Below are 18,039 nucleotides of genomic sequence, written 5' to 3' on the forward strand. Positions count from 1 at the left end.
TGGATCGCGACGACGCAAAGGAACGGCGGTCGTCACACCAGCACCATTCCTTCTTCGGAGACCGGGCTCGCCTTCTGATCCTCCGGTCCCAGCAGCATCTCGTTGTGGGCCGATCCCGACGGAATCATCGGGAAGCAATTCTCCTTCTCATCGACCGCGACGTCGACGATCACCGGGCCCGGGGTCTCGATCATCTTTTTGATGATATCGTCCATCTCCACCGGCTTGGTCGCGCGCAATCCGGTCCAGCCGAAAGCCTCCGCCAGCTTCACGAAATCCGGCAGCGCGTCGCTGTAGCTCTCCGAATAGCGGCCGCCATGCAGCAGCTCCTGCCACTGGCGCACCATGCCCATCCAGCGGTTGTTCAGGATGAACACCTTCACCGGCGTGCGGTACTGCGCCGCGGTCGACATCTCCTGGATGTTCATCATGATCGAGGCTTCGCCGGCCACGTCGATCACCAGTGCCTCGGGATGCGCGACCTGCACGCCGATCGCGGCCGGCAGGCCGTAGCCCATGGTGCCGAGACCGCCAGACGTCAGCCAGTGGTACGGCTTCTCGAACTTGATGAACTGCGCGGCCCACATCTGATGCTGGCCGACCTCGGTCGTGATGTAGAAGTCGCGATTCTTCACCGCGTCATAGAGCCGTTGCAGCGCATATTGCGGCTTGATCACCTCCTTGGAGGGGCGATAGCGCAGACAATCGCGCGCGCGCCAGGTGTTGATCTGGTCCCACCAGGCCGCCAGCGCCTTGCCGTTGGGCTTCACTTGCCGCGCCTTCCACACCCGCAGCATGTCCTCGACCACGTGGCCGACGTCGCCGACAATGGCGAGGTCGACATGAATGTTCTTGTTGATCGACGATGGATCGATATCGACGTGGATCTTCTTGGAGCCCGGCGAGAAGGCCGCGAGCTTACCCGTCACGCGATCATCAAACCGCGAGCCGATCGCGATCATCAAGTCGCAATCATGCATCGCATGATTGGATTCGTACATGCCGTGCATGCCGACCATGCCGAGCGAGAGCGGGTCCGACGCCGGGAACGCGCCGAGGCCCATCAGGGTCTGCGTGCAGGGGAAGCCCGTCAGGCGCACGAACTCGGTCAGCAGCTGCGAGGCTGCTACCCCGGAATTCACCACGCCGCCGCCGATATAGAACAGCGGCCGTTCGGCATTCGCCATCAACTCGACGGCGCGCTCTATCAGCGCGCGGTCAGGCTTCATCTGCGGATTGTAGGAGCGGTGCCGCTGGTTGGCGTGATTGACGTATTCGTATTTCGCCTGCTGGATGTCCTTGGGCAGGTCGACCACCACCGGTCCCGGACGGCCGCTGCGCGCGACATGGAACGCCTCGTGGATCACGCGTGACAGGTCGTTGATCGACTTGACCAGGTAGTTGTGCTTGGTGACGGGGCGGGTGATGCCGGTCGTGTCCGCTTCCTGGAACGCGTCATTGCCGATCAGGTGCGTCGGCACCTGGCCCGTCAGGCACACGACCGGGACGGAGTCCATGAGCGCGTCGGTCAGGCCGGTTACTGCGTTGGTCGCGCCGGGGCCTGACGTCACCAGCACCACGCCGACCTTGCCGGTCGAGCGCGCATAGCCCTCGGCGGCATGAACCGCCGCCTGCTCGTGCCGCACCAGGATGTGGCGGATCTGGTTCTGCTTGAAGAGGGCGTCATAAAGCGGAAGGACGGCCCCGCCGGGATATCCGAAAATGACCTCAACACCCTGATCCACCAGGGCTTTGATGACGATATCCGCGCCAGTGATCGGTTCCGTCGCCATGGCAAGCGCTCCTTCCCCGCCCGCTCTACGATGCAAAAATAGCTGCCGCGGGGCTGTTTCCGCCACTGGGCCGGCGGAACCTAGTGTCTGATCACCCCTCGGTCAACAGGAAACCGCGAATTTTCTGGCTGATTCCTGCATAGTTACTTTCTGAAAATTGCATATCGGGCGGCTCTGGAGTTATAAAATTCTCATTCGGGATTTGGTTGCGGAACCAGGTCCCCTGCCGCTTGGCATAATTCCGGGTCTGCTGTTGTGCCACCGCAATCGTCTCCGCCGAAACCTCCGATCCGTCCCGGGCGTGCCGGGCCAAGCCCCAGAAGCCGAGTGCCTTGGCCCCGCCCTCAGGCGGCGCCCGCTCGGGCTGGTAAAGGTCCGGATGGAGTTCGAGCACCCGCCGCACCTCCGCCATCGCACCACGTTCCAGCATCATGAGAAAGCGCTGATCGCAGGCCCGATAAAGCGCATCGCGTTCGGGCAGTAGCACAAAGGTGAGAAACTTGAGATCGACCGAAAACGCCGGCGGCAGCTTCTGCCATTCGGAGAGTGGCTTGCCGGTCGCCTGGAGCACTTCCCAAGCACGCACGATGCGTTGCCGGTCATTCGCATGCAGCCGCGCTGCGCTTGCTGGATCGCCGATTGCCAACCGCTCGCGCAGCGCCGCCGATCCGATCTCTTCCAGCAGGTTGCGCGCCGCTTGGCGAACATCGGCCGGCACATCCGGGATGGGCGAGAACCCCTGCATCAGCGCGCGTAGGTAGAGTCCGGTTCCGCCGCACAGGATCGGCAGCTTGCCGGATGCATGCGCCGCATCCACTTCCGTGCGCGCGAGCGTGGCCCAGCGTTCGGCCGAGCACACGTCATTGAGCGCAAGAAAACCGTAGAGCCGATGCGGCACTTCCGCCTGCTCGGCAGTGCTTGGCTGCGCGGTCAGGATCGGCAGATCGCGATAGACCTGCATGGAATCGGCATTGATGACGATGCCATCGAATGCCTGCGCCAGGCGCGCCGCCAGCGCCGATTTGCCGCTGGCGGTCGGACCGGCAATGACCAGGACCGGCTTGTGCCCCTGCCGCACCTCGCTTATACCCGCGCTCGCCATGTCCTTTGTGCTGTCGCTCATTTGCGCTCCCGACGCGGCGGAGCTTACACCGGCCCTGACCGAGCGGGTCAATCACGGCTTACAGGCTGCCGATGCGCGTGCCGGGCCGATCACCTGGCTCGATCCCGAGCGCGCGGCCGAAGTCCCCTTTGAAGGCGACGACGCGGCGGTGCTCGCGGAACTGCGCCGCCGCTTGATCGACGTGCCGGTCGACGTTAACGTGCTGCGCGCGGCCGGTCGCCGCAAGAAGCTGCTGCTGTCCGACATGGACGCGACCGCCATCATCGGCGAGACACTGGATGAGCTTTCCACCTTCACGCTGCACAAGGCGGAGATCGACAATCTTACGCGCCAGTCGGTCAATGGCTTGATGGGCTTCACGGAAACCCTGGTCGCGCGCATGGAGCTGATGCGCGGACTGCCGATCGACGCGCTCGCACAGACCTGGCGCAAGGTCGAGCCGACGCCCGGCATGAAAGTCGCCATTGCCACCATGCGCGCTCACGGCGCCTATACAGCCCTGGTCTCCGGCGGTTTCACCTATTTCACCACCCGCGTGCGCGACCTCATCGGCTTCGACTGCGATATTGCCAACGACCTCGAACTGGTGGATGGCCGCCTCACCGGCCGCATTCCGCTGCCTATCATCGACCCCGCCGGGAAGGTCGCAGCGCTGCGGCGCCTCACGCTCGAACGCGGCTTGGCGCAGCCCGAGACGCTGGCGATCGGCGACGGCTCCAACGACATCCCGATGCTGCAGGAAGCCGGCCTCGGCATCGCCTTCTGCGGCAAGCCGAAGGTCAAGCAGGCGATCCCGATCTGGCTGGACTATGCCGGCGCGACCGGGCTGCTCTATCTGCAGGGCTATCGGCGCGTGGAGTTTGTCGGGGAAGTTTGACCCGTCCAATCGGCCGAAACATGCCTCGGCAGCGTACTTGAGCCTGGCGCTCAGGCCAGCTAGCGCGAGCTCTTCGCCTTGTCGGACTTCAGCCTGAGCCAACCCTTCAGGCGGCGCTTGATCTTCCGCAGACTCGTATCGGGACGCGGCGCCCGCATGTTTGACAGAATCAGCCTCGCGCCGGCGTTGCTCGCCGCCAACGCAAAGGCATCTTCCTCGCCAAGATGCTTGATCAGCAGCTTTGCAACGTATCTCGGCGAGAGAGTCGCGCGCAGCACCTCGGCCATGTCGCACAAGCATCGGACGAACTCGTCGTTGGATGCGGCGACGATGTCCTGCGACGGCCTGCCAAGAGCGATTCTGCTGCCCAGCAGCTTGTTGCGCGAGAACCCGTTGCCGTCATGCAGCCTGTAGCAGCCCAGGCTCCGCTCGATCCGAACGGTACCGCCGAGCATATGGGCGCCAACGACGAGATAGCGGTCCGCGCAGATGCGCAGGCGTTCCGGGCGAGCCGGCCGGAGGACTTCGAGGACGGTACGCCTGAACACTATTCCGGAGGTCGCGGACCAGATCCATCTGGAGGAAGTTCCGGGAGCAACGAAAAGGCGCGCTTCGGTGTCAAGCACCTCCTCCGTGACTTCAGCCTGGCCCTGCGGCTGCCGCGGATCGGTGCCGATGAAGTTAGGCTTCCCGCCAGAGAGCTGAGTTCCCGTCGCGTCGATCACAGCGAGGTTCGAGCACGACACGGCGGCTATTCCCCGCGTGGACATATGGGCCAGGATGTGTCTCTCCAGGAACGCAGGGTGCCACAGGTCATCGCCGTCGAGAAAAGCAACGAAGGGACCAGACGTGGCATCCAGCCCTTCCAACATCGTTATCATTTGCCCGCCATTCTCGCGACGCGGAATGGCCCGGAAGCGAGCATCGCCAAGCGATTGAATTACTTCCTGGATACGGTCGACACTGCCGTCAGCGGAGGCGTCGTCGAGCACGACGCACTCGAAGTGCTCGTAGCTCTGAGCTGCAACCGAACGGATCGCCGCCTCGATGTAGGCTGCCTGATTGTGGCAGCCGATCACGACTGCAGCTCGCGGCAGCTGGACGCCGGCGAACTCCGTCGCCACGTCGGAACCGGCTCTCCCAGCTTCAGCGACGGCTCCTGGCACTCGCGCATCCATCTCAGTGTCATCCCTCGTCGCAGGGCACCCTAAACCGACGCAGCGAGCGTGGAGAAAGCCGCGATCTACCTGCCGTTGCATTTCTCACATAACATAACTAAGGCTTACCGGCAATTCCAGTAACCTTGCGAGCCGCGACACAGTCATTCTGTGCCGAAGCCGGAGGGATTTTGGCAGCGAACTCTCCAGCTCAGGCGTGCCACTGTAAGCGTTTTGGTAGTGGTGAATGCTCCGAGTCTGAGATCACCTCGATGGACACCATCCAAGGACGGTCCGCTTGCGCCTCAAGAATCTGATATCTCGCGCCATTAAAAGACGCGTGAAACGTATGCTCGGGCACGCCGCTCCGCCGAAGCAGCCGCGAGGCCGCAAGCCCGCGACAATAGATTGGCCAACCGATGTCGGGCCAGTACGGCTGCTGTCGGTGGCGCCGCCGATATTCCTCTCAGGGATTCCCTACAAGCAGTATCTGGGGATCGCCGAGCCGTTCGCTCGGCGCCATGGAAAGGCGAGAGCCGGGTTCATCATCTTTCCAACCTGGTCCATAGAGCGCCGGGGCGTTCCGGAGGCCATCAAGCGCAACTTCGCCCAGCACTCCGAACGCTATCCGAATCACCGGCTTCGCTTCATCTGCAACACATCCGAGGAGACGAAGTTGCTGGTGGATCTCGGCTTACCCGCCGTGTTCCTCAACAAGAACTTCATGGTTTCCGACCGGATGTTCCGACCTCTCCCTGAGATCAAGGTGGAGTTCGATGCCATCTACAATGCCCGCTTCATACCGGAGAAGCGTCATGAGCTCGCCGCGGCAATTCCGCGAGTTGGTTACATCGCCTATATCGACGTAGAAGATCGGCGGCGGGAACAGTTCCGGCGCCTGCACCAACTGCTGCTGGCGCACAACCCCGATCACGTGCTTCTGAACGCACTGGCGGACGATCTGCCGGCCACCATGTCGCATGACCAAGTGAACGCCGCGCTCGGCCGTGGCGCCGTCGGGCTCATCCTCTCCGAGGTGGAAGGGTCCAGCTACGCCTCAATGGAATACTTGCTCGCCGGATTGCCGGTGGTCAGCACGCCCTCCAAGGGTGGGCGCGACGTCTTCTTCGATCCCGAATATTGCATCGTCTGCGAGCCCGATCCCGCCGCGGTACGCGATGCGGTCGCTGAGCTTCGGGCGCGAAATATTCCCCGTGAGGTCGTCCGGGCGCGAACGCTCGCCAAGATTCAGCCGGAGCGCGAGCGCTTTCTGGTCATGGTCGACGATCTAATCGAAGAGCTAGGCGGCGAACGCCGGTTCAGCGGCGCCACCTGGCCCTTTGGCGATGTGAGTGGCGTCCCATGGCGCTTGCTCGAGACGCATCTCGCCGAGTTCGCAGAGCGGCTTCGCGCTAGCGATGGAGCGTAAGCGGACTAGGTCATGGAACCCGCCATCCCGCTGAAGCTGGAGGACGCGCTGTCTAAGTCCGCTCGTTCCAGCTACTGCGTGATCTTCAGCGCGATCCACTGGAATTCGCCGCCGCGGTTGACCAGCAGCGTGACGACCCGATAGCCGTTGTCCTGCGCAGCCTTGACACGCTGGGCGACGTCTTCCGGCGAGGTCACCGCCTTCTGATCCACTTCGGCGATCACGTCGCCGGGGCGCATGTCCTTCTCTGCCGCCGGCCCGGTCTGCGCCACTTCCACCACCACGACCCCTTCGGCATCGCCTGGGATCTGGTGCTTCTTGCGCAGCTCGTCGGTGATGGCGGATAGCTTGAGGCCCAGCAGGTCGACGGTGGCCGCGGCACTCGGCGGCGTCTCGATGCTGGCCAGAGTCTTCTGTTCCGCTTCTTCGGTCAGCTCGCCGACCGTGACCCTCAGGGTCACTTCTGAACCTTTCCGCCAGATCACCACGTCAGTGGTCTTGCCGGTCTCGGTCTCCGCCACGATGCGGGGCAGGCCGCGCATCTGCGTGATCTCCTTCCCGTCGAACTTCAGCACCACGTCGCCCTGCTTGATGCCGGCCTTGTCCGCCGGACCGTCCTTGGTGACGCTGGCAACCAGCGCGCCCTTCGGCTCCTTGAGGCGCAGTCCTTCCGCCAGCTCCGGGCTGACGGTCTGAATCCGCACACCCAGCCAGCCGCGCTTCGGCTTACCGAACTCCTTAATCTGCGAGATGATCGGCCTGGCGAGGTTCGCTGGAATCGCGAAGCCGATGCCGACAGATCCGCCCGAGGGCGAGAAGATCGCGGTGTTGATGCCCACCACTTCGCCATCCATGTTGAACATCGGGCCGCCGGAATTGCCGCGATTGATGGATGCGTCGGTCTGGATGTAATCGTCGTAGGGGCCGGAATTGATATCGCGCTGGCGTGCCGACACGATGCCCGCCGTCACCGAACCACCGAGGCCGAACGGGTTGCCGATCGCCATAACCCAGTCGCCGATCCGTAGCGCTTCGGAATCGCCCCATTTCAGTGCCGGCAGCGGCTTCTTGGCATCAACCTTCAGCAGCGCAAGGTCGGTCTTCTCGTCGCGTCCGACAATGGTGGCCTTCAGCTCTTCATTGTCGTGCGTGAGCACCATGATCTCTTCGGCGTCTTCGATCACATGGTTGTTGGTGACGATGTAGCCCGCGGGATCGATGATGAAGCCCGAGCCGAGCGAACTTCCACCGCGCGGCGGCCGCTGCGGGGGCTGACCTTCGCGCCGATCCAGGAAGTCGCGGAACATCTCGTCCAGGTCCTGCATCTGCTGGCTCTGCGGCACCTTCTGGGTGCTAGAGACATTCACCACGGCAGGAATCACCCGATCGACCAGGTCCGCGAAGCTCTCGGGCGCCGATCGCGCAAAGGCCTGCTGCGCCCAGACCAGTGCCAGAACTGACAGCGCCACCGCCATGGCAGCCCGCAGCCAGGTTCCCGTACTCGCCGCCGCATCCGCCGCTGCCGCTACTGCGCACGCGCGGCCTTTGCTGCGAACGTATGTCATGTTCTGCACGTCCAAAACCTCCTCTGCGAACACCGGCAGCCTGCAGCGCGGGAAGCCACGCGTTCCGCGCCACTACTGGATCATAGACTCAAACCACGGCGGACCGACAGTCTTGGATCACAAACCCGTCATCGGTCTCATTGTTGTTTATCGGTTCTGAGCGCCGGGAGTTGCCCCTGGGCGCCTCTGTTCTGCTCGAAAAAGCGGAAGAAATCGCCCTTCGGCTCGCCCACGAAGGTGGTAGTGTTGCCGTTGAGGCCGGTTCGCATCGCCTGCAGCGACCGATAAAAGTCGAAGAACTCGGGATCCCGGCCGAATGCCTCGTTGTAGATGCGGGTCGCTTCCGCGTCGCCCTCGCCGCGCAGAATCTCCGACTGCCGCCGGGCATCCGCCAGGACCTCGATGCGCTGCTTGTCCGCGTCGGCGCGCTTGGCGCGCGCTTCGGCCTCGCCTTCGGCCCGGAATTGCGCCGCTTCCTGGGCACGCTGCGTGCGCATGCGGTTGTAGATCGCCTCGCTGTTCGCCGTCGGCAGGTCGACACGCTTGAATCGGACGTCGAACACGTCGACGCCGAATTGCTTACCGGTCGGCACCAGCCGCTGGGTCACCGTGGTCATCAAGGCGGCGCGCTTCTCGGTCAGCACATCCTGCATGGGCACGGAGCCAAACACGTCGCGCATCACCTGATTCAAGACGGCGACCAATCGCCGCTCGGCGTTCTGCTCGATGCGCGCGACACGATAGAACGTCTCCGGGTCGACGATCCTGTATCGGAGGTAGGCGGAAATCACCACGCGCTTCTGGTCCTGCGTGGTCAGCTCGACGGACGGCGCATCGATGTTGATGATACGGCGGTCGATATAGGTCACGTTGTCGATGAAGGGGACGCGCCAGTGCAGGCCCGGATCGCTCTCCACCGTTTCGATCAGCTGGCCGAAGCGCACGACAACCGCATTTTGCGATTGCTGCACGAAGAAGGTCGCCGAATACAACACGATGACGGCGACAACCGCACTGATGAGGAGAGCAAGTACAGCGTTGCGTCGCATCAGTTTCCTCCGCTCGTGACGGTCGTGGGCGACGGCGCCTGCGCGCTCGGTTCAAGCTCTCCGCCCGTGGCCGGCGGCGGAGCCTTGCGATTCTTCAGAAGCTGGTCCAGCGGCAGATAAGGAACGGCGCCGCTGCCTTGTCCGCCGGTATCGATGAGGATCTTGTCCATGTTGCCCATGATCGATTCCAGGGTCTCGAGATAGAGCCGCCTGGACGTGACATCGGGATTCTGCCGGTACTGCTCATAGACGGAGAGGAAGCGCTGCGCGTCGCCGGTCGAGATGGCGATCTTCTCGGTGCGATAAGCCTCCGCTTCCCTCACCATCTGGATCGCCCGGCCGGCAGCGTCCTGGGTGACCCTGTTGAAGTAGGCCTGCGCCTCGTTCACGGAGCTTTCCTTGTCCGCGCGCGCCTTCTGCACATCGCGGAAGGCCTCGATCGCCTCCTGGGGAGCGTCGACCCGTTGCAGCGACAGATTGTCGATGGAGATGCCGGAATTGTAGCTGTCGAGAATCCGCTGCGCCAAGCTCTGCGCGCGGGAACCGATTGTCTCGCGGCCCTGGGTGTAGACAAAGCTAAAGTCGTTCTGCCCGATGATCTCGCGGATCGCGGCCTCCACCGCGTTCTTGACTGTGTCGTTCTTGACCGCGTCGGGCGACAGCGATTCGATCGGGTCGCGAATTTCAAACAGGTACTTCTCGACGTCGGCGATGTGCCATTGCACGACCGTCTCGACCTGCACGATGTTTTCATCGCCGGTGAGGATCAGGCCCTCTTCCTCGATCGCGCTGCCGCCGGCCGAGGTGGTCGAACCGGTCGAACCCCCGCGAAAGCCGATCTCGACCGTGTTGCGCTGGTTGACGTTGGGCGTGAGTACGCTGCCGATCGGCGATGGCCAGTTCCAATGCAGGCCGTCCGGCGTAGTCTCGCCTCTATATTTGCCGAAGACCAGGGGAACGCCGACCTCGCCGGGCTGCACCTGGTACAGGCCGCTCGCCAGCCACAGCAGCACCGCGATGCCGGCGATCAAGGCGCCCACCTTGCCGGGGCCCATGCCGCCGGGGACCAGGTTCTTCATGCGGTCCTGGCCGCGCCGGAGCATTTCCTCGAAGTCGGGCGGCTGACCGCCGCCACCCGGGCCACGCGACCACGGGCTTCCCCCGCCCCCCTGACCACCACCGCCGCCCCACGGGCCGCCCTGATTGTTCCAAGCCATGATAACTCCAGCTAATTCCTGGAAAATTTATGTTCATTGCGGCGGAAACCTGAGTACCCGCCAGGAGCCTCCGGACCGGCCGCAATCTATGAATTGCATCGCCGACCCGGGGCCTTATATGACAGGGGCGCGCCGGTCGCGCAATGTGGGTAAGCCGCGCTGGTTGCCCTCCCTGGCGGCCGGATAGAACGGATATCGTCCGCCACCAAAGGTGTTTCAAGCATGGCCGTCACCGAAACCCAGGTTATTGAGGCCCTTCGGGCCATTCGAATGCCGCAAGGTGGCGATATCGTGGCAGCCGGGATGGTGAGCGGCCTGGCGCTGAGGGACGGCCATATCAGCTTCGCCATCGAGGTGAACCCCGCCCAGGCGCCGGTGATGGAGCCGGTCCGCAAGGCCGCCGAGAAGGCGGTCACGGATCTGCCCGGGGTGCTGAGCGCCACAGTGGTGCTGACCGCCCATCGCGCCGCGCCGCAGACGGCGCAGCGGGCAAGCGGCCCGCAACGCCCGCACGGGCACGGTCATGCCCAGCCGGGGGGCAATCGCCTCAATCTGCCCGGTATCAAGCACATCATTGCGGTGGCGAGCGGCAAGGGCGGCGTCGGCAAGTCGACCACCGCCGCCAATCTCGCGCTCGCGCTGCATGTCAACGGCCTCAAGGTCGGGCTGCTGGATGCGGACGTCTATGGCCCGTCGCAGCCGCGCATGATGGGTGTCAAAGGCCGGCCGACCAGCAAGGACGGCAAGGTGATGGAGCCGATGGAGAACCACGGCATCAAGGTCATGTCGATGGGCTTCCTGATCGACGAAGAGACGCCGATGATCTGGCGCGGCCCGATGGTGATGAGCGCGATCACGCAGTTGCTGCGCGACGTCGCCTGGGGCGATCTCGACATTCTCGTCTGCGATCTGCCGCCGGGCACCGGCGATACGCAGCTCACCATGTCGCAGAACGTGCCGCTCTCCGGTGCCGTCATCGTCTCGACGCCGCAGGACATCGCGCTGCTCGACGCGAAGAAGGGGCTCAACATGTTCCGCAAGGTCGATGTGCCGGTGCTCGGCATCATCGAGAACATGAGCTACTTCGCCTGCCCGAACTGCGGCCACCGCAGCGACATCTTCGCCCACGGCGGCGCCAGGCGCGAAGCGGAGCGCTTCGGTGTCGATTTCCTGGGCGAGATCCCGCTCGACATTACGATCCGCGAAACCTCCGACGGCGGCCATCCGATCGTGGTCAGTGACCCGAAATCGCCGCACGCCGCCGCCTATCGCGAGATCGCGCAGCGGATCTGGGCCAAGCTCGCCGGCGCCCAAGCGCGCCAGGGCCCGCGCATCGTCATCCAGTAGGCCAACATCAGTCGAAGCTGGACGGCGTGCCGGTCTGCGCCTTGCGAATGACGGCGATGTCGTCGCACAGCGCAAGAAACCGCAGCAGAAGGGCGTAACCGACTGCTGTCGCGATTAACAGGATTGCTAATCCGAACAACTCTCCTAGCACTAGAGCTATGCCCAGGCGCTCCAGGGAGCCGAGGATCGCGATGAGGCTGAGCAGGGCCCCGCCGAGCACGACCAGCACCAGCAGAAACGCCAGCAGCGAAATATTCCGCACTACCCAATCCATCGATTGTTCCCCCAGCGAGATCCGGACGCTGAACTAAGCACGCGATCACGACTGGATCAACGCCGCCAGGCAGGCAAGCCGACATCTTTGAGCGCGCCGACTTCGCGCGCGGCGAGCCAGCGGAACAGGCGATCGCCGGTCAATCGGCCGAGGAACAGGGCCGAATAGCACAGCTTCACTGTGTGCTCGTCTTCTTCCGCCACCGCGCTGCCAAGCAGGTCGAGCCAGGCTGGCGTCTCGGCCGCACGCCGGGCTTCGACAATGTCGGTTTCCGGAATCGCGGGCCGGCCGATGGCAATATACGCGGCGGCCAATCCTTGCCACAGCCACGGCAGCATCACCTTTGGCTCCTGCACATAGGGCAGCAGCACTGCAACGGCTTGCGTGCCGGTGACCGTGTGCAGCGCGGTGAAGTCGCCGGTGGCCGCGTAAAGAACGCCGGCAGCACGCGCGACGTCCGCGATGCTGGCGGCTGGATCGAGCCAGTGAATCGCCTCGTCGAACCCGCTCAACCCGCCGACCGTGAGCAAGGCGTCGTCAATCAAATCCGGCGCCTGTTTCGGATCAAAGGCAAAGCGCGCATCGTCATGCAGCCGCTCGAGCAAAGCCAGTGGATCAGCAGATCGCTCGCTCTCTGCGGGCGCATCGAGCACGACGCCGAGGCGCTGCCAGTGCGCCGCCCAATAGGCCAAGCCCGCCGCAATCTCGCCGTCATGCTTTGCGACGACACCCATCGCTGTGCGGATCAGCGCATGGAATGCGGCTGCTGATAGACCGGGCGCCAGCTCGGGCAAAGAAGCGCGCAGCACGGGTTCCCAGCCCTCGCGCGCGATGCGCTGCCGGAAATCGGCCCGCAGATCACGAAAGGCAGCGCGATCGGCTTTGCGGAACGGCCACGCCCCAATGCCGACCCGCTCGCCGTCCGGCAGCTTCTCCAGCCAGGACACGTGGGTGCGACGATAATCGTCGAGGCGCGCAGGGGTTGCCCCCATCTGCTCCAGAGCCACCAGTGCCATCGGCAGGTGGTTGCACAGCCCGCCGCCATATTCCGGGTCATAGACCTCCGCCTCGGTCAGCAGCTTCGCTAGGATAGGCATTGGCGAATGCTACCAGCGTCCATGCCACTTGTTCCAGGCGAACCGTCGTCGGCGAAGCGATCGCAGCACCAACGCGGGACTGGCCGATGCCGGACGTCCTTAAATTCAGGTCGGCGCTTGATAACGCGGGCTCACGGCAGCGGTTGCTTGGGACATCTCGCGATCATCGACGCCGCATCGCCGCTTTGTTATGAAAGCGATCGGAACTTTTGATCCGCTCTCCCGTTCGAATTTTTTGCTTGCCCTTGCAGCTCTGACAATCCTGGCACAATGGCCAAGGAACCGGCAGCCATGCGCGCCTGGCCCTATCGGTTATTTCTCGCCGGCCCCGTGCTGGCAGTCCTTCTGGGGTCGATCCCTGCTCGGGCTGCGGAGAACCCATCCGAATTCGTTGCCGCATTCCTTGACGAAGCCTTCGGCCTGTTTCGCGCGGAAGCGATCACGGTGGAAGAGCGCCGCGCGGCTCTCCTTGATCTGTTCGCAACGAAAATGGATATTCAGGGCATGGCACGCTTCATGACGATGGACCAGCTAACCAAGGCCAACCCCGAACGCCAGCAGCGCTTCGAAGGCCTGCTTGCTGGATACCTCGTCGATGCCTTCTATACGAAGATCGCGGAGGGTGCATCCGCTTCGGTTGACATCGCCATGTCCAGCTGGTCCTCGATCCCGGACAAACCGGCTGTCGACAGCATCATCAGAAAGATGGACTCGCGTCCTGAGCCAATCACTTGGCGTCTCCGTCCGGTGGACGGCAGCTACAAGGTCGTCGACGTCATGAGCGAGGGCATCAGCCTTGCCACCACGTACCGGGCCGCGTTCGGCGCCGTCATGCTTTCCGGTGGGCTCGAGCGTCTGGAGGAATTGCTGGCAGCCAGGCAATAGCGACAGAGACAGTTCAAGGATTGTCGCTGGGAATGCGCGAAGATTGACGCCGCGGAATCCTACCAGCGCCCGTGCCCCTTGTTCCAGGCGAACAGGCGGTCGGCGAAGCGATTGTAGCCCCAGCGCGCGAGCTGGCGGATTCCCGGCAGGCCGACGAGTTGTCCCAGCCAACGCCGTCCTGGTGTCATCTGCCACACGGCGATCGCCACATCCGCGCCAACCAGCAGGCGACCGTTCTCATCGACGAGGTGCAAGCTGTGACGGATCTGATCGACGCTGCGGTCGATCTCCTTGGCGGCTTCAGGCGTCGCCGCGATGTCGCACCAAGCGATGCTGTCGCTGCCCTCCGGCAGGGTGGCGTCCATCTTCGCACGCTGCTGCTCGATCCCCGTGCGGCAGACCGGGCAGGCGGAGTTGTAGTAGAGCTTCGGCTTTGCCGGCAAACCTACTCCTTGAGGAGCGCCTGCAGCTCGTTCCATTCGCGCTTGCCGAGGCCGCTCGCTTCCTGGGTGACGCTTTCGCCCTTCAGCATACGCTTGATCGTGGCCCAAGCGGACTTGGACAAAGTGACGCCATGCAGCCGGTGCTCGACGAACGCCTCGGCCGTCAGCGGCACCCAGCGCTTGAGCAGGTCGACCATCACGTCGGCATAGACGCGGATCTCGTACTGTGCATGGGCGTCGGCGCGCAAGCTGAGGAAATGCATGAGGTTATGCAGATCCACCTTCCAGTACCACTGGGTATAGAAGTTGAGCCCGAGACTCATGCGCGCGAGCTCGCGCGCCAAGCCCTGGCGGGCTTCGTCGATTTTCTGCCCGTCCTCGCTCTCGTTGAGCATGGTGAGATAATGGTCGTAGACCTGGGTCGCATCGCTGCGCAGCAGGTCCAGGACCTGCGCCGCCTCCGATCCCGTCAGCACGTCGCCCCGGCCCTGCCGGTTGGCCACCGACTGCGCGGCTAGGTTCTCCTCCGAAGGCACGTAGAATTCGCGGTCGAGAATTGAGTAGCGCGCGGAATATTCATTCACATTGGCCGTGCGGTGGCGGATCCACTGTCGCGCCACGAAGATCGGCAGTTTCACGTGGAACTTGATCTCGCACATCTCGAACGGCGTCGAGTGGCGGTGGCGCATCAAATAGTGGATGAGCCCGCGATCCTCGCTCACCTTCTTGGTGCCGCGGCCATAGGAGACACGTGCCGACTGCACCACCGCCGCATCGTCGCCCATGTAATCGATGACCCGGATGAAGCCGTGATCCAGCACCGGGAAGGCCTGGTAGAGCACCTCCTCAAGCCCCGGGCAGACGGCACGGCGGGTGGCGGCGGTTTCCGCACGCTGGCGGTCGATTTCGGCTTGCTGGTCTTTGGTTAAGGACATGAGATTCGGTGCTTGATTCGACGGTTGCGACAGGCTCGCCTTATGCCCCCTTTCGGCCGGCCACACAACGCATAGCCGCGACGCATACCCACAATGCATACCCCCTCTGTTAACCCTTTTGATTCCCCTACAAAGTCCCTATATTTAGACCTGTCGGGAAACCGACTATGGCGATAAACGCCTTATGGAATAAGCGTTGCGGACCCGGGGGCGGTACCCGGCGCCTCCACCAAATTCCGAACCGGCTTCCAGCCGGCGCGGCTTATGGGGGCGAAATAGGATCGACGCGCGTGGTAAAGGTAAGGTTTTCGCCCGGCATGGTATCCGCCGTTATCGGGCCAACCTAGAAGTGCCAACGACAATAGCCGTTTGGCTCTCGCTGCCTAATAGGTAAGCGCGGTCCGGGGGGCGCCGGGCAACAGAATGCCCCCCACTGATTTTAGTATTGGAGCGAAGAGTTCAGGGTTTGCTGGCGTGCCCACGGGTGAGAATGGGCTGGGGAGAATGCCGGGCGTATGAGCAAGGACTGGTTACGCTATGACCGGATGGTCGAGGATGCCCTGCGCGGCGTCGTCCGTCGTGCGTTGAGCGACGTATCGGCGACCGGGCTGCCCGGCGACCATCATTTCTACCTCACGTTCCGGACCGGCGAGCCTGGCGTGCAGATGGCGCCGGCCCTGAAGTCGCAATACCCCAAGGAAATGACCATCGTGCTCCAACATCAGTTCTGGGGCCTGGAGGTCGGCGACGACGGCTTCGCCGTCACCCTGAGCTTTGGTGGCAAGCATGAGCGTCTGGTCGTTCCATATCGTTCCATTGTCAGCTTCGCTGACCCTTCGGTGAAGTTCGGCCTTCAGTTCGAATCTACGGCGCACGGCGAAGGCGAGGTCGCGGAGCCCGACATCGCGACCGGCAAGACCGTCATGCCCAAGGACCTCAACGACCTGCCACGCCTCATCGAGGACAAGGCAGGCGACGCCAAGTCTGGCGCGCAGGTCGTCGCCCTCGACGCCTTCCGCAAGAAGTAGCAATCCAACGTTCAAATGTGCCAACGCGTGCCCACGCCGGGTACGATGAGTCACGAGGAGCATTTTCATGACCGAGCAAACGAATCGGGAGCCGGCACGCGATCCGCAGGATCTGGAGCGCCTGTTGATTGACAGGCAGCATGCAGGCGATGTCGAAGGCATGGTTGCGTTGTTCGAACCGCAAGCTGTGGTCGATTGCGGCGAGGGCCGGATGCTGCGCGGTCACCAGGAGATTCACCAGTATTTCGCGGAAGTCGTGGCGAGCGGACGCAAGTTTGCCCGCGGAGAGCAGCAAGCGCCGTTGGTCTGCGGTGACCTGGCGCTCACCTCGACCCGTTTGCCGGATGGCAGCGTGACGGCCGAAGTCGCGCGCCGGCAACGCGACGGCACGTGGCTGTGGGCGATCGATCGCTACACCATCGCAACAGAACAGCCGCGATGAGTAAGCAGACGCTCTTCCGATCTGCGCTCGTTCAGCCCAATTGTACTGCTTCAATGCCTGTGAGGTGAGCGCGTTCACTGATGCATCCTCGCCACAGACGCACGCATTTACTATGCATCGCATCCTTCGTAATTGACCCGTCGCGTATCCATCAGCTACAAAGAACACACTTCTCAAGTGAGGAGGGTGCGCATGATGTATCAAACCATCGTAGGGCTTAGCGCCTGCTAGCTGTCATCGACGCTGGTCGATTCCGGCTCCGCACCTTCTGCGTTTCCAGAATAACTGATTTGAACTGACGGCCGCCCAGGCGGCGTCGCTATATCGAGTCACCGCATTTTGCGGCCTTCGTGGACACCTCGGCTTCCGTCTTTTCCGGAGAGCCGCAGGCGTCGGTTCTCTTCAGGGTGTGGCTCCGTTCATCGCCGGCCTCTCGGCAGCGCGGTTTGATCACGCGCGCATGTCACGCAACCCCAAGCAGATGGAGCATACCATGCCGATCCATTCGACTCTCCTGTCCTGGCTGTTCGGTCATCCGCAGGTCGCCGACCACGACATCCGTTTGACCACCGCCGACAGACAGTTCGGGCGCGATCCCGACTACAAGTCGCTGCGGTGGCTGAACGGACAGTCGCCACCCGACCTGCCGGACGGACTGAACCGCAAGCTGTTGCAGGATATCGGTCTGGACCGCAGCCGGACATAATGCCGGCTGGATGAGCGATGGGCTCTCACGCGTGAGCCCATCGTTTTCACGCCAAGTCTGAAGTGTGAAGGCCGTGTGCTCTGAAGAGCGCGCGGGGTGTTGGCGCGCGCCATACTGTTTCGGGGATTGAACGAGTGAATCGAAAAGACCGCGAAGTACGCTTCCTTAGGCGAGCGCGTGAGCTCGCAGGTAGCGGAAAATATACAAGTTGGTCCGAGATAGATGCCGAGATGCGATTCCAGTTGGGCGAATCGCTGACATCGGGCAGTTTGGCCACTCTGCAGGTGAGAGCACAGCTTGAGGTGGCCTGCATGGCGGCCAGTGAGCTTCGCGGAGACATTCTGGTCAGCCAGCGGGTAAGGGCCGACCTTCACCGGATCTGCATAGAAACCAGAAATCTGTTGAAGGCTCGACCGACGCCCCGCTTCAGGAAGGCATCCACCACCACGAGCGTGCAGAACGGCCCAAGACGTCGCCGGTTCAATCGCGATCAAAAGCAGGCCTTGAGGGCCGCAGACATGGCACTCTTCGTTAGACGATACGCCAGGAAGTGGACAAGATCGTGGCCGAACGACCGCTGCTACGATGCGGAGTTCCAGTACGCTCTCAGACGAATGAAGCCGGAAATGGTCGATATCTTACTGCGCCACGATGAGGTCTAGGTCCTAGTGG

The 18,039-nt window shown here is 63.1% G+C and carries 18 protein-coding genes and 1 other RNA gene; 9 read left to right on the top strand and 10 right to left on the bottom strand.

Going from position 1 to position 18,039, the window contains the following annotated elements; all coding sequences use genetic code 11:
- Window positions 1-32: 32 nt before the first annotated feature.
- Together DTX69_RS03745 and miaA are read right to left on the bottom strand one after the other, a co-directional pair.
- Window positions 33-1,793, bottom strand: coding sequence for an acetolactate synthase 3 large subunit (locus DTX69_RS03745; RefSeq protein WP_119300168.1), 1,761 nt, complete (start codon window positions 1,791-1,793; stop codon window positions 33-35).
- A gap of 91 nt (window positions 1,794-1,884) precedes the next feature.
- Window positions 1,885-2,916 (bottom strand): tRNA (adenosine(37)-N6)-dimethylallyltransferase MiaA, encoded by a 1,032-nt coding sequence (gene miaA, locus DTX69_RS03750; RefSeq protein WP_284735528.1) that lies wholly within the window; start codon window positions 2,914-2,916, stop codon window positions 1,885-1,887.
- Here miaA and serB point away from each other — a divergent pair.
- Window positions 2,894-3,793 (top strand): phosphoserine phosphatase SerB, encoded by a 900-nt coding sequence (serB, locus tag DTX69_RS03755; protein WP_162916619.1) that lies wholly within the window; start codon window positions 2,894-2,896, stop codon window positions 3,791-3,793. The genes miaA and serB overlap by 23 nt on opposite strands.
- Window positions 3,794-3,852: 59 nt before the next feature.
- Here serB and DTX69_RS03760 read toward each other — a convergent pair whose 3' ends face one another.
- Window positions 3,853-4,971 (bottom strand): glycosyltransferase family 2 protein, encoded by a 1,119-nt coding sequence (locus DTX69_RS03760; RefSeq protein ID WP_162916621.1) that lies wholly within the window; start codon window positions 4,969-4,971, stop codon window positions 3,853-3,855.
- Between the two features lie 319 nt (window positions 4,972-5,290).
- On the opposite strand from DTX69_RS03760, the gene DTX69_RS03765 reads away from it, so the two are divergent.
- On the top strand, window positions 5,291-6,379 hold the full coding sequence (locus DTX69_RS03765; protein WP_162916623.1) for a glycosyltransferase: 1,089 nt from the start codon (window positions 5,291-5,293) through the stop codon (window positions 6,377-6,379).
- 71 nt (window positions 6,380-6,450) lie between these two features.
- Here the strand turns inward: DTX69_RS03765 and DTX69_RS03770 are convergent, their stop codons facing one another.
- The 3 genes from DTX69_RS03770 to hflK form a co-directional block, all read right to left on the bottom strand.
- Entirely contained in the window at window positions 6,451-7,944 is a 1,494-nt protein-coding gene (locus DTX69_RS03770; protein WP_119300430.1) for a DegQ family serine endoprotease, read from the bottom strand.
- 137 nt (window positions 7,945-8,081) lie between these two features.
- Window positions 8,082-8,993 carry a protease modulator HflC gene (gene hflC / locus DTX69_RS03775; protein WP_119300172.1) on the bottom strand — a complete coding sequence of 304 codons (912 nt, stop codon included), beginning with the start codon at window positions 8,991-8,993 and terminating at the stop codon, window positions 8,082-8,084.
- Window positions 8,993-10,210: an FtsH protease activity modulator HflK gene (gene hflK / locus DTX69_RS03780; protein WP_119300173.1), complete on the bottom strand. Its 1,218-nt coding sequence runs from the start codon at window positions 10,208-10,210 to the stop codon at window positions 8,993-8,995. The genes hflC and hflK overlap by 1 nt, the downstream gene beginning before the upstream one ends.
- A 222-nt stretch (window positions 10,211-10,432) precedes the next feature.
- On the opposite strand from hflK, the gene apbC reads away from it, so the two are divergent.
- Window positions 10,433-11,557 carry an iron-sulfur cluster carrier protein ApbC gene (gene apbC / locus DTX69_RS03785; RefSeq protein ID WP_119300174.1) on the top strand — a complete coding sequence of 375 codons (1,125 nt, stop codon included), beginning with the start codon at window positions 10,433-10,435 and terminating at the stop codon, window positions 11,555-11,557.
- Between the two features lie 7 nt (window positions 11,558-11,564).
- Here the strand turns inward: apbC and DTX69_RS03790 are convergent, their stop codons facing one another.
- Window positions 11,565-11,819, bottom strand: a complete 255-nt coding sequence (locus DTX69_RS03790; protein ID WP_162916625.1) for a hypothetical protein — start codon at window positions 11,817-11,819, stop codon at window positions 11,565-11,567.
- Window positions 11,820-11,887: 68 nt separating this feature from the next.
- Complete coding sequence (locus DTX69_RS03795; protein ID WP_119300176.1) at window positions 11,888-12,928, bottom strand: questin oxidase family protein; 1,041 nt, start codon at window positions 12,926-12,928, stop codon at window positions 11,888-11,890.
- Window positions 12,929-13,198: 270 nt separating this feature from the next.
- Here DTX69_RS03795 and DTX69_RS03800 point away from each other — a divergent pair, with 270 nt between their 5' ends.
- On the top strand, window positions 13,199-13,813 hold the full coding sequence (locus tag DTX69_RS03800) for an MlaC/ttg2D family ABC transporter substrate-binding protein (RefSeq protein WP_119300177.1): 615 nt from the start codon (window positions 13,199-13,201) through the stop codon (window positions 13,811-13,813).
- Between the two features lie 59 nt (window positions 13,814-13,872).
- On the opposite strand, the gene DTX69_RS03805 is transcribed toward DTX69_RS03800, so the two are convergent.
- Both DTX69_RS03805 and thyX read right to left on the bottom strand, forming a co-directional pair.
- Window positions 13,873-14,256, bottom strand: coding sequence for a thiol-disulfide oxidoreductase DCC family protein (locus DTX69_RS03805; RefSeq protein ID WP_284735529.1), 384 nt, complete (start codon window positions 14,254-14,256; stop codon window positions 13,873-13,875).
- A 2-nt stretch (window positions 14,257-14,258) separates the two neighbouring features.
- Window positions 14,259-15,191, bottom strand: a complete 933-nt coding sequence (thyX, locus tag DTX69_RS03810; protein WP_119300179.1) for an FAD-dependent thymidylate synthase — start codon at window positions 15,189-15,191, stop codon at window positions 14,259-14,261.
- Window positions 15,192-15,303: 112 nt separating this feature from the next.
- Between thyX and ssrA the strand changes: the two genes are divergently transcribed.
- From ssrA to DTX69_RS03835, 5 genes are all read left to right on the top strand, one after another.
- Window positions 15,304-15,626, top strand: a transfer-messenger RNA (tmRNA) gene (ssrA, locus tag DTX69_RS03815).
- 80 nt (window positions 15,627-15,706) lie between these two features.
- Window positions 15,707-16,219, top strand: a complete 513-nt coding sequence (locus DTX69_RS03820; RefSeq protein ID WP_119300180.1) for an SspB family protein — start codon at window positions 15,707-15,709, stop codon at window positions 16,217-16,219.
- A 67-nt stretch (window positions 16,220-16,286) separates the two neighbouring features.
- The gene (locus DTX69_RS03825; protein ID WP_119300181.1) at window positions 16,287-16,661 is read left to right on the top strand and encodes a YybH family protein; all 375 of its coding nucleotides are present in this window, start codon (window positions 16,287-16,289) and stop codon (window positions 16,659-16,661) included.
- 460 nt (window positions 16,662-17,121) lie between these two features.
- Window positions 17,122-17,367 (top strand): hypothetical protein, encoded by a 246-nt coding sequence (locus DTX69_RS03830; protein ID WP_162916627.1) that lies wholly within the window; start codon window positions 17,122-17,124, stop codon window positions 17,365-17,367.
- 230 nt (window positions 17,368-17,597) lie between these two features.
- Window positions 17,598-18,029, top strand: coding sequence for a hypothetical protein (locus DTX69_RS03835; protein WP_119300183.1), 432 nt, complete (start codon window positions 17,598-17,600; stop codon window positions 18,027-18,029).
- Window positions 18,030-18,039 lie beyond the last annotated feature (10 nt).

Source organism: Dongia deserti (assembly GCF_003574735.1).
GTDB lineage: Bacteria > Pseudomonadota > Alphaproteobacteria > Dongiales > Dongiaceae > Dongia_A > Dongia_A deserti.

Excerpts from the sequence above, each read along its gene's own strand:
- DTX69_RS03745 (WP_119300168.1), bottom strand. The coding sequence starts at position 1,793 with ATGGCGACGGAACCGATCACTGGCGCGGATATCGTCATCAAAGCCCTG.
- serB (WP_162916619.1), top strand. The coding sequence starts at position 2,894 with ATGTCCTTTGTGCTGTCGCTCATTTGCGCTCCCGACGCGGCGGAGCTT.
- miaA (WP_284735528.1), bottom strand. The coding sequence starts at position 2,916 with ATGAGCGACAGCACAAAGGACATGGCGAGCGCGGGTATAAGCGAGGTG.
- DTX69_RS03760 (WP_162916621.1), bottom strand. The coding sequence starts at position 4,971 with ATGGATGCGCGAGTGCCAGGAGCCGTCGCTGAAGCTGGGAGAGCCGGT.
- DTX69_RS03770 (WP_119300430.1), bottom strand. The coding sequence starts at position 7,944 with ATGACATACGTTCGCAGCAAAGGCCGCGCGTGCGCAGTAGCGGCAGCG.
- hflC (WP_119300172.1), bottom strand. The coding sequence starts at position 8,993 with ATGCGACGCAACGCTGTACTTGCTCTCCTCATCAGTGCGGTTGTCGCC.
- hflK (WP_119300173.1), bottom strand. The coding sequence starts at position 10,210 with ATGGCTTGGAACAATCAGGGCGGCCCGTGGGGCGGCGGTGGTGGTCAG.
- apbC (WP_119300174.1), top strand. The coding sequence starts at position 10,433 with ATGGCCGTCACCGAAACCCAGGTTATTGAGGCCCTTCGGGCCATTCGA.
- DTX69_RS03795 (WP_119300176.1), bottom strand. The coding sequence starts at position 12,928 with ATGCCTATCCTAGCGAAGCTGCTGACCGAGGCGGAGGTCTATGACCCG.
- DTX69_RS03800 (WP_119300177.1), top strand. The coding sequence starts at position 13,199 with ATGGCCAAGGAACCGGCAGCCATGCGCGCCTGGCCCTATCGGTTATTT.
- thyX (WP_119300179.1), bottom strand. The coding sequence starts at position 15,191 with ATGTCCTTAACCAAAGACCAGCAAGCCGAAATCGACCGCCAGCGTGCG.
- DTX69_RS03820 (WP_119300180.1), top strand. The coding sequence starts at position 15,707 with ATGAGCAAGGACTGGTTACGCTATGACCGGATGGTCGAGGATGCCCTG.
- DTX69_RS03825 (WP_119300181.1), top strand. The coding sequence starts at position 16,287 with ATGACCGAGCAAACGAATCGGGAGCCGGCACGCGATCCGCAGGATCTG.
- DTX69_RS03830 (WP_162916627.1), top strand. The coding sequence starts at position 17,122 with ATGTCACGCAACCCCAAGCAGATGGAGCATACCATGCCGATCCATTCG.
- DTX69_RS03835 (WP_119300183.1), top strand. The coding sequence starts at position 17,598 with ATGCGATTCCAGTTGGGCGAATCGCTGACATCGGGCAGTTTGGCCACT.